Annotated in this window: 12 protein-coding genes; 11 read left to right on the top strand and 1 reads right to left on the bottom strand. The window is 72.0% G+C overall.

The genetic code is table 11. The annotated features are described in order from the left end of the window. Positions 1 to 1,068: UDP-N-acetylglucosamine--N-acetylmuramyl-(pentapeptide) pyrophosphoryl-undecaprenol N-acetylglucosamine transferase (locus tag L1785_RS22420; RefSeq protein WP_236091464.1), on the bottom strand; the 1,068-nt coding region annotated here is incomplete at its 3' end. A 751-nt stretch (positions 1,069 to 1,819) separates the two neighbouring features. On the opposite strand from L1785_RS22420, the gene L1785_RS22415 reads away from it, so the two are divergent. From L1785_RS22415 to L1785_RS22365, 11 genes are all read left to right on the top strand, one after another. Beyond that, positions 1,820 to 2,227: a hypothetical protein gene (locus tag L1785_RS22415; protein ID WP_236091463.1), complete on the top strand. Its 408-nt coding sequence runs from the start codon at positions 1,820 to 1,822 to the stop codon at positions 2,225 to 2,227. Next, on the top strand, positions 2,212 to 3,204 hold the full coding sequence (locus L1785_RS22410) for a hypothetical protein (RefSeq protein WP_236091462.1): 993 nt from the start codon (positions 2,212 to 2,214) through the stop codon (positions 3,202 to 3,204). The genes L1785_RS22415 and L1785_RS22410 overlap by 16 nt, the downstream gene beginning before the upstream one ends. A gap of 28 nt (positions 3,205 to 3,232) precedes the next feature. After that, positions 3,233 to 3,940, top strand: a complete 708-nt coding sequence (locus tag L1785_RS22405) for an SAF domain-containing protein (protein ID WP_236091461.1) — start codon at positions 3,233 to 3,235, stop codon at positions 3,938 to 3,940. Position 3,941: 1 nt separating this feature from the next. Beyond that, positions 3,942 to 4,703 (top strand): P-loop NTPase family protein, encoded by a 762-nt coding sequence (locus L1785_RS22400; RefSeq protein ID WP_236091460.1) that lies wholly within the window; start codon positions 3,942 to 3,944, stop codon positions 4,701 to 4,703. Then, positions 4,700 to 6,472: an ATPase, T2SS/T4P/T4SS family gene (locus tag L1785_RS22395; RefSeq protein WP_236091459.1), complete on the top strand. Its 1,773-nt coding sequence runs from the start codon at positions 4,700 to 4,702 to the stop codon at positions 6,470 to 6,472. Before L1785_RS22400 ends, L1785_RS22395 begins: the two co-directional genes overlap by 4 nt. A 1-nt stretch (position 6,473) precedes the next feature. Beyond that, on the top strand, positions 6,474 to 7,391 hold the full coding sequence (locus L1785_RS22390; RefSeq protein WP_308113402.1) for a type II secretion system F family protein: 918 nt from the start codon (positions 6,474 to 6,476) through the stop codon (positions 7,389 to 7,391). Next, positions 7,391 to 8,299 carry a hypothetical protein gene (locus L1785_RS22385; protein ID WP_236091458.1) on the top strand — a complete coding sequence of 303 codons (909 nt, stop codon included), beginning with the start codon at positions 7,391 to 7,393 and terminating at the stop codon, positions 8,297 to 8,299. Before L1785_RS22390 ends, L1785_RS22385 begins: the two co-directional genes overlap by 1 nt. 96 nt (positions 8,300 to 8,395) lie before the next feature. Further along, complete coding sequence (locus L1785_RS22380) at positions 8,396 to 8,611, top strand: hypothetical protein (protein ID WP_236091457.1); 216 nt, start codon at positions 8,396 to 8,398, stop codon at positions 8,609 to 8,611. Positions 8,612 to 8,661: 50 nt separating this feature from the next. Then, positions 8,662 to 9,111, top strand: a complete 450-nt coding sequence (locus tag L1785_RS22375) for a TadE family protein (RefSeq protein WP_236091456.1) — start codon at positions 8,662 to 8,664, stop codon at positions 9,109 to 9,111. Continuing rightward, complete coding sequence (locus L1785_RS22370; protein WP_236091455.1) at positions 9,108 to 9,539, top strand: TadE/TadG family type IV pilus assembly protein; 432 nt, start codon at positions 9,108 to 9,110, stop codon at positions 9,537 to 9,539. The genes L1785_RS22375 and L1785_RS22370 overlap by 4 nt, the downstream gene beginning before the upstream one ends. A 44-nt stretch (positions 9,540 to 9,583) precedes the next feature. Beyond that, the gene (locus tag L1785_RS22365; RefSeq protein WP_236091454.1) at positions 9,584 to 9,973 is read left to right on the top strand and encodes a pilus assembly protein TadG-related protein; all 390 of its coding nucleotides are present in this window, start codon (positions 9,584 to 9,586) and stop codon (positions 9,971 to 9,973) included. Positions 9,974 to 10,011: the final 38 nt, after the last annotated feature.

Raw genomic sequence — 10,011 nt, 5'->3', positions numbered from 1 at the left:
CCCGGCGTCCGTCAGCAGCGGCTCCACCGCCACCTGGAGGCCCGACGGCGTCACGTCACCCTCGAGGGCGACGGCCGCGCCGACCTCCTCCAGCCGGCGCGCATTGTGCGCCTGCTCGTTCCCCGCCGACGACGCCAACGGCACCAGCACCGCGGGCTTGCCCAGCGCGGTCAGCTCCGCAATCGTGCCCGCCCCGGAGCGGGAGACAACAACGTCGGCCAGAGCCAGCACGTCCGGCAGCTCGGCGGCGACGAACCCAAGCACCCAGTACCGGCCCGCCAGGTCCGCGGGCAGCGCCGTGGCGGTCTCGGTCATCGTCTCGACGTTGTTCGGCCCGCACTGGTGGATCACGTTCGCCCGCTCCAGCAGCCACGGCAGCGACTCGGCGATCAGCGTGTTGATCTGCACCGACCCCTGCGCGCCACCGGTCACGTACACGACCGGCAGGTCCGGTTGGAACGAGTCGAGGCCGAGCACGTCGACCGCCTTCATCGGCTCCCCGGTCAGCACCTCGGCCCGCACGGGGTTGCCCGTCACCACCGCCCGCTCCCGGATAGTAGGTGGCAGCAGGTCCAGCGTCGACGGGGACGACACCGCCACCCGGGCGGCGCCCCGGACCAGGACGCGGTTCGCCAGCCCGAGCCGGACCGTCTGCTCGTGCACCACCAGCGGGCGACGCAGCATCGTCGCGGCCAACCCGATCGGCACGGCCACGTACCCGCCGGTCGACAGCACCACGTCGGGCCGGAACCGCGCCACCACCGACCGCGCCTGCGCCACCCCCAGCGGGACCCGCGCCATGTCCTTCGCGTTCTCAACCGTCAGCATCCCCAGCGGGTTCGACGCCCGGCGGATCTTGCCCGTCGCGACCTGCGCGAACTCGATCCCCTCAGCCTGGGCGACCCGCGCCTCCAGGCCGCCGGCCTTGCCCGCCCACAGCACCCGCACCGTCGTGCCCTCGGCGGTGAGCCGCGCCTGCAGCGCCCGCACCGTCGTCAGCGCCGGGTACGTGTGCCCGCCCGTCCCACCACCGGTCACCAGCAGACGGAACTCACGCGGCGTGCTCACGGACGAACCCCCAGGTCGGCGATGGGATCAGGCGCTAGTCACTTTAATGCTCCGGACGTCCCGGTCCGGCCCGGGAGGTCGCGGTCCTGGAGGCCACCGCGGCAGTCCGCCACTGTCGGCGTACCACGCGCCGGTTCGCCGAATGGGTCGCGAGCCAGCGTGGCACGCTGCGATTTCACCCGCCGGTCGATCGAAAGCATTCGGTACCCGCCCGAAAACGTATACAAGGGTCTGCAGCCATCGGTCGGCCGCCTGCGTCAGACCCGCAAGTCAGCTCTTAGTCCGCGTTTCTGACCTGCACAGATGCACGGCCAGAAGCCCGCCCGCGATTTCCTGCGTCCGCGTTATCCGGCTCCGTCGCATGGCAGCATGAGCGTCAGCCCACGGCGGTGCGCAGACTCCAGTGCGGTTCAGAGCGTAGGCCTTGGCGTTCATTGAATCGGTTGTCAACAGGCAAGACGCGGTGCACTCTGGAGACCCATTGCCCCCGACAGGGGGGAAATGTCCGTCGTGAGGCAGATTCCGCACCAGGGGGCGAAGGAGTCCGCGCATGAAGGTTCAGCGACGTGTCGTCGCCACTGCTGTCGGGCTGCTGCTCGCTGCAACAGCCTGCACGGGCAACCCCGGGGACCCCACCCCCTCCCCGACGACGCAGACGGGGACACCATCGGCAACATCCTCACCAAGCCAGACGACGGAGTCAGAACGCGCAGCCGCAAGCGCCGTTGCACTCGCGAACGAGTACTACCGAGTGACGGACGGCGTCGCCAAAGACCCAGCCGACCTTGAGTCGCTCAGCAGCGTCGCAGGAGCGACCGAGCTCACCCGGCTCCAAGACCAGTTCACGACCTGGGCTCAAGATGGCTGGCGGCAGACCGGTGAGGTCCGAATCCTCGACGCCGTCGTGCAGACGGTGTCGTTGAACGGAGCGGACCCGCTGGCCGGCGAGGCTCCGACCGTGCAGGTCGACGTGTGCTTCGACGTCTCCGGCCTCGACATCGTCGACAGCTTCGGTGCCTCGCAGGTCGCCGCGGGGCGCCCTGACCGCGGTTGGGAACGACTTTCAATTACGAACGACGACTTTGCGAACGACCCCGACGGCGGGTGGCGCGTAGCCGACGTCGAGACCTTGGAGCAGGAGCCATGCGCCGTGCCGTGAGGTTCAGCCTCTGCCTGGCCCTCGCCGTGGCGGGGCTCTTCGGCATGTGCTCCCCGGCGATCGCGACTGACGGGCCGGACGTTGGTGGTGAGTGCCGCATCGTGGATCTGCGTTCGGGAACCTGCAGCGTGCACGTGTCGGTTCCTGGTGGCGAGGGTGCGCCCGACACCGACGGCATCCCTGTGGGTTATGGCGGCTCGGATGGAGGGTCTGCTGACTCGGAGGACGGGTCGCCGTGCTTCTTCGAGGCGCCTGCCCATGTGTGGCTCGGCCCGTGGGGCCAGCATGGGGTGGACTGCGTGTCGGAGTACGGGACGTGGGCGCAGGATCTTGGGTGCTATCTGAGCCCGATGGATCCGCAGCCGCCCGCTGGGGACCCGGCGTGGGCGGGGCACGAGCCGGGTGACGGCGCGGTGTATGAGTGCGTGAACCCGCTCGCGCCGAACCTGAACCAGGTCGTCTGGCTCGCGACGCCGCCGGAGGTGGTCAACGCTCCTGCCCCGGGCGTGGTGGCGCGGCAAGCTGTCGCGCAGATGAGCCTGCGGGCGATCGAGATCGGCGCGGCCCCGCCTCCGGGTGCGATGGCGGTTGTCGGGGTCCCGGTGTGGTTGTGGGTCGCCGACCCGGGGGCAACCACATTCGGCGAGAACACCGCGACGGCGTCGGTAGGCGGGGTCACCGTGACCGCCACGGCCCGTGCGAGCGAGGTCCGGTGGGATCTCGGGGACGGGACCACGACTTCGTGCGGCGCGGGAACGCCGTATGAACCGCACTTCGGCGGGTCACCGTCGCCGGACTGCGGGCACGTCTTCACGCGCGAGTCGGGGTTCGAGCCCGGCGGCGCGTACACCGTCACCGCCTCCACGACGTGGGTCGTGGACTGGGCGGGGGCTGGTCAGACCGGGACGATCACGCTGGATCCGCTGGTCGCGGAGTTACAGGTGGTCGTGGCGGAGGGGCAAGTACTCGTGAGCTGACGGGCACTACGGCAGGAGGGCACAGACCATGACGACGTCGACCCCGAAGCAGGCGCTTCCCGGCCGGAGGCCGGTTTCCGCCGGGCAGCCTCCTGCGCCCCCGCCCAGGTTGCGGCGCCGGCCGTGGGTGGTCGGGGCCGGGCTCGCGGCGGTGGGCCTGGGTGCGGCGGCCGGCCTGGTCACGGGCGTGGCGCTGTCGGACTCGCGAGAGGTCCTCGTCGCGGCCGGGGATCTGGACAAGTACCACGTGATCGCCGCCGAGGACCTGCGTAGCGTGTCGGTCTCGCTCGACTCGTCGGTCGCGTCGATCCCCAGCACGGACGTCGCGTCCCTGATCGGCAAGCGGCTCGCCGACGGCGTGCCCGAGGGCTCCCTGCTGTCATCGGCGGACATCGCAGATGATGCGTACCCGCCCGAGGGCACCTCGGTGGTCCGGGTGACGCTCACCGCGCAGCAGGCCCAGGGGCTGACGCTCGAGCCGGGTGATCTGGTGCGGGTGGTCGTCTCGGCGCCGTCTACCGCGACCGAAAGCGAGCCGACGTTCACTCCTGGGGAGGTCGCTGCCGTGCACGCCGGGGACACCGGTGCGGTAGTGGACGTCCTGGTCGCCCGGGGTGAGGCGGTCGCGTTGTCCGACGCCGTCATGGGCGGCCGGGCCTCGATCGTCCAGGACTTCGACCTCCCCACAGCCGACGACGCAGACGACTCCACCGCGGACGACGGGGACGGTGAGTGAGATGGCGGTGATCGCGCTGTGCTCGACGAACGGCGGTCCCGGCGTCTCGACCACGGCGCTCGGGTTGGCGATGTCGTGGCCGCGCCCGGTGCTCCTGGTCGAGGCCGACCCGCGCGGGCTCTCGGCCCTGCTGACCGGGTGGTTCCAGGGCGCCCGATCCTATGAGACGGGGCTTGTGGAGCTCGCGCTGTCGTCGCTCGCGACGGCCGACGCGCTGCGGGAGGTGGTCCGCCCGATCGACGGCACGCACGTGTCTTACGTGGCGGGGCCGCGTTCGCATGCGCAGGCGCCGGTGCTGCGCGGTCTCTGGCGGCCACTCGCCGGTGCGCTTGCGGAGCTGGAGGCGACCGGGACGGACGTGATCGTTGACGCCGGCCCCCTTGGCTGCCCCGCCTCCCCGGAGCCGCTGCTCGCCTCCGCCGACCTAACGTTGCTCACCGTCCGCTCGAGCCTGCCGGCGCTGGCCGGGGCCCGGCCGTGGGCCGACGTCGTGGTCCGGGACCAGCCCTGGCGTCGCCCGGGCGTGCTCGTGATCGGTGAGGGCCGCCCGTACTCGGCCCGGGAAGTCGGCCTGGCGCTCGCACTTCCGGTGGTGGCGCCGGTGGCGTGGGACCCCGACGGTGCGGCCGTCTACTACGCCGGCGCGACCCCGCCACGCCGGTTCGAGACCAGCGCCTACGTGCGCTCGCTGCGAGCGGCGGCCTCGGCGATCGGGTCCGTGGTCGCCCAGCACCGGGTTGTCAGCATGGGGGTGGGATCGTGACCACGCTGTGCGAGGGCCCCACGATCCCGCCCGAGGGGCCGGACGAGCCGCCGCGCGCGGCCGAGGCGCCCGTGGTCGCGACGGTCGCGCCAGCAGGCCAGGTCGTAGATGGGCAGGCGCCGGCCTCTCCGAGTTCCGTGCCGTTCTTCGCGGACCCGGTCCCCGGCCCGCCCGGTGCCACGCATCGGGCGGCGAACCCGTGGGCGGCCGCCGGCTCGAGCGGTGCGACCTCGAACCGCACGGTCCCGAATGGTGCGGCCGGCGGTCAGGGGTCGAACGGAATGGCCTTCGCAGAACCGTCTGGTCCGGGGTGGTCGTCCTACCGGCCGCAGGGCGAGCGGCCCAGCGGGCCGGTGCGGCACCACGACTCGCTGGTGGACTGGAAGCTGGTGGGGGTGCTGCGCCGTCAGGTCTCCGAGCGGCTCTCGCAGAAGGTGGCCGTCGACCCTGACCTGGACCCGGTCGCCCAACGGGAGGTGGCGCGGGGTCTGGTATTGGAGGCGATCGAGGAGACGGTCGCCGAGCGGGCGAACACCGGCCAGGCACCGTTGTCGGGGCCGCAGCGGGACGCGGTGGCGCGGGCGGTGTTTGCGGCGTTGTTTGGGTTCGGGCGGTTGCAGCAGCTCATGGACGACGACCGGGTGGAGAACATCGAGGTCGAGAAGGACGGGCGGGTCTGGGTGCAGCTGCGCAACGGGCGCCGCGTCCTGGGTCCTAGGGTCGCCGACTCCGACCAGGAGCTGATCGAGGCGATGCAGTTCCTCGCCTCGCGTTCGGCGGGTGCGGCGCGGAACTTCTCCCAGGCTCAGCCGGTGCTGCACTTGCGCCTGGACGACGGGTCCCGGCTGTCGGCCTCGGCGTGGGTGACCCCGTTCCCGGACGTCGCGATCCGCCGCCACCGTCTGGTCCAGGTGAGTCTCGAGGACCTGGCCAGGGGCGGGCTGCTGCCGCCGGAGGCGGCGTCCTTGCTGCGGGCGGCGGTCCGGGCCCGGATGTCGATCATCGTGTCCGGCGCCCCAGGGTCGGGCAAGACGACCCTGGTTCGTGCGCTGATCGGGTGCATCCCGGCAACCGAGCGGCTCATCACCCTGGAGACGGACTACGAGCTGCACGTGCACGAGTACCGGCCCCTGACGTGGGCGTACGAGGAGCGGCGCGGGTCCGGTGAGGTCGGCCCCGACGGACGGCAGGCGGGGGTCTACTCCCTGTCGAGGCTGACCGAGGACATCGTGCGCAAGAACCCCGACCGGGTCGTGCTGGGCGAGTGCCGGGGCCCGGAGATCGTGCCGCTGGTGAAGAACACCGAGAACGGGTCCGGGGTCATGTCGACCACCCACGCCCGGGACGCGGCCGCCGCGATCGAGAAGCTCGTCACGTGCGGGATGGAGGCCGGCGGGCAATGGACCGACGTCCTGATGACCCGCAAGCTCGCCCAGTGGATCGACCTGGTCGTGCACGTCGAACGCGAACCGGCGGACTTCGACGAGGAGCTCAACTTCGACCCGGACGCGTACTGGAACCTGACCGACGCCGACCTCGACGACGACCCTGGCAGACCGCGCCGGGTCACCGAGATCGTCGCGATCTCCCGCGGGGACCAGCCCGGCACGTTCGCCACCACTCACATCTTCCGTACTGATGAGGCCGGGAACCTCGTCCCCGGGGTCCTGCCCGACGCGTTCCGTAAGCTCACCAGGTTCGGGTTCGACCTGGACACCTACACCACCCGCCAAGCCTCCTCACCGGACGGCCTGCGGGAGGTGGGCTGACGTGTGGGGCTTCGCGATCTCCGGAGCCCTGATCGGGCTGGGCGTCTTCCTGCTCGCGGCCTGGTGGTGGCGGTGGGACCTGATCACGCCGGAAGACCTCCAGACGGTCCGACGGCGGGCGGGTCGCCTGGCCCGGGTCCCGCGCCGCACCTGGACCCTCCTCGGCGCCGGCATCGCCGGTGGGCTGGTGGTGTGGGCGGTGTGGAAGTGGCCGATCGCCGTGGTCGCGGTCCCCGCCGCCGTCGTCGGGCTGCCGCACCTGCTGTCCAACCGGGACCAGGTGGACCGGATCGCGCGCCTGGAGGCGATGGAGGAATGGACCCGGTCCCTGGCCGGGGTCCTGGCGGTGAACGTCGGCCTCGAGGAGGCCCTGATCACCTCCCGCAAGTCCGCCCCCGCGGCCATCGCCGAACCGGTGGCACGGCTCGTGGCACGGTTGCGCACCCGGTGGGACACCCAGTCCGCGCTGCGCGCGTTCGCCGACGACCTGGACGACCGGGTCGGCGACCGCATCGCCACCTACCTCGTCCAGGCCACCAAGAGCCGCGGCACGGGCCTGTCCACCGTGCTGGACGCCCTTGCCGAGACCGTCGCCGCCGAGGTCCGCGGCCGGCGGCAGATCGAGGCCGACCGTGCCAAGCCCCGCGCCACCGCACGGTGGGTCACGATCATCTCCGCCTCGGTACTGGGGGTCCTGGCGTTCACCGGGAACTACATCGAGCCCTACCAGACCCCGGTCGGGCAGGTCGTCCTGGTGACCCTCGTCGGCGCGTACGTCGCCACGCTCGTGTGGCTCAAACGCATCGCCACCGGCAAGCCCCCGACCCGGTCCATGGGCGAGCAGGTCCGCCGCGAGGCCGCCCGCCTCACCGGCCACACCACCACCCCGGCCGATGGCGTGTTCGGAGGGAGGTCGTGATGGCCGGTCTGCTCGGGTTCGTCATCTCCGGCGCGCTCATGGCGCTCGGAGTGTTCCTGCTCGGCGTGTACTACTTCGCGCCCGCCCGTGTCGACGCCGCAGCCACCCTCGCAGCTTTGGCGCCGCCGCGGACCGTGACCCGGCCGACCGAGCCGGCCGGGACGCCGTCGGACCCCGCGACCCGGCTCGGTGTCTGGGCGCAGCGGGCACTGCCCGACGCCACCTGGGTCCGCGTCCCCTACCGGGACCTGGCGTTGCTGCGCCTGCCGGTCACGTGGTTCTACGGGCGCAAGCTCGTCACCGGCGGGCTCGGGCTGCTCATCGCGCCCCTGGTCGCCTGGGTCCTGGGCATGCTCGGGCTCCGGCTCCCCGGCGCCCTGGTGGTGCTCGGCTCGCTCGGGCTCGCCGCCGGCCTGTTCTTCGCACCCCACCTGGACGTCCTACGGGACGCGAAGACCGCGCGGGCGGAGTTCCGGCGCGAGCTCGCCTCTTACGTCGACGCCGTCGCGCTCGAGCGCGCCAACGGGTCCGGAGTGCGCCAAGCCATGGAACAGGCAGCCGCGGTCGGGGAGCACTGGGTCTGGCGACGCATCGGCGAAGAGCTCGCCCGCTCGCGCTGGTCCGGCGTCCCGCCCTGGGACGCCCTGGCGGACTTGTCCCACGAGCTGTTCCTGCCCGACCTGGCCGAGGTCGCCGACGTCCTGCGCCTGTCCGGCGAGGAAGGCACCGCCGCCTGGGGGGCGCTGCGCGCCCGCACCACCGCGATGCGTCACGCGATGCTGACCGAGGAACAAGGCACCGCCAACGCCGACGTCGAACGGATGTCGATCCCCGGGGCACTGCTCGGGCTCGTGTTCGTCGCTCTCCTCCTGGCCCCGCCCCTGATGCGGATCTTCACACGCACCTAAACACGAAACCACAGACTCAGACCCCTTGGAGGGAGGACCACGCAATGCCAGCCCGTCGCTGGCGTACCCGCACCAGGAACCGAAAGGACCCTTCCCATGCTGTCTTTGTGGACCATCCTCCAGACCGTCCCTGACCGTGTCCGCGCCCGCATCGCCCGACGCTTGGCCGAGGAAGACCCCGAGGCCGGGGTCAGCTCGGTCGAGGCCGTCGTGTGGACCGTCGGCCTGCTCATCCTCGCCGGGATCGTCATCGCCGCCATCACCACCTTCACCACCACCGAGGTCGGCAAGATCACCTCCCCGAACGGGTGAGCCGAATGAGGAACCCCGGACAGCCCGCAGACGGTCGCGCCCCTTTCACCGTGCGTCGCCGTCTGCCCGGAGCCGCCCGCCGCAACTGGGAGCGCGGGCGGCAACGACAGCGCGGGCAGCACGACCAGGAAGGTTCGACGTCGGTCGAGCTCGTCGTCCTGTTGCCCGCGCTGTTCGGACTGCTGTTCCTCGGCGTCCAGGCCGGGCTCCTGTTCCACGCCCGCCAGATCGTCCTCGCAGCCGCGAACGAGGGCGCGGTCGCGGCCGCCGCCGAGCACTCCACCGCCACGGACGGGCAGGCCACGGCCGAAGGTTTCCTCACCCAGGCCGGCGACGTCGCACTGGCCACCTGGACCGTGACCGCAACCCGCGACGTCGACCACGCGAGCGTCCGCGTCGAGGCTGTCCCGTACTCGATCATCCCTTTCTACGTGCCCCAAGTGACGGGCACGGCCGCCATGCCCACCGAAGAGGTCCGCCCGATTGGCGGTGCGCCATGAGACGCCCGACTGGCTGGAGTCATCCCGACGAGGGGTCGGCGTCGGTCGAGGTCGCCGTCCTCGCCCCCGCGTTCGGGTTGCTTCTCGCCCTGGCGCTCCTCGCGGGGCGGGTCGTGCTGGCCGAGCAGGTCGTGGAGACCGCAGCCTGGGACGCCGCCCGCACCGCGTCCATCGCGCGCGACGGCGACCTGACCGCCCGTGCCGAGCAGGTCGCCGCGGCGAGCCTCGCAAACCAGGACCTGGCGTGCACCTCGTCCCGTGCAACGGTCGATGTCTCCGGTGACCCCGCACAGCCGGGCGCGGCGTCGTCGGTCACCGTCACCGTCGTGTGCGACGTCGCCTTGTGGGATCTGCCCCTGGGCGTCTGGGGACACACGGTCAGCGCGCAGGCGACCTCACCTCGAGACCAGTGGCGGTCGGTCCCATGACCAGGCTCGCTGCCGCCCGGCAGGGTCACCCGGAGGAGGGGTCGGTGACCCCGTGGTTCATCGTGTCCGCCCTCGCGCTGATCGTGATCGTCGGGCTGGTCCTCGACGGCGGCTCGCACCTGCACGCCCAGCAGCACGCCTACGGCCTGGCCGCCCAGGCCGCCCGCGCCGGTGGGCAGCAGCTCGACACCACCGCCGTCATGGCCGGCGAAGGCTTCACCGTCGACCCGGCCAAGGCCGTGACCGCCGCCCACCAGTACCTGGCCACCGCCGGGGCCGACGGGGACGCGTGGGTCGAGGGCGGGCGCGTCCACGTCACCGTCCGCCAGACCTACTCCCCACAGATCCTCGGGATGTTCGGCGCAGGACCGTTCCCCGTCGAGGTCACCGCCACCGCCCGCCTCGTGCGCGTCGTGGCAGGGAGCGAGCAATGAGACGACGCCCGCACACCTTCAGTTCGGGAGGAGAGCAA

This window comes from Antribacter soli (assembly GCF_021568775.1).
GTDB lineage: Bacteria > Actinomycetota > Actinomycetes > Actinomycetales > Cellulomonadaceae > Antribacter > Antribacter soli.
Note: the sequence above shows the minus strand (reverse complement) of the source record. Positions and strands in the feature narration are given on the sequence as shown.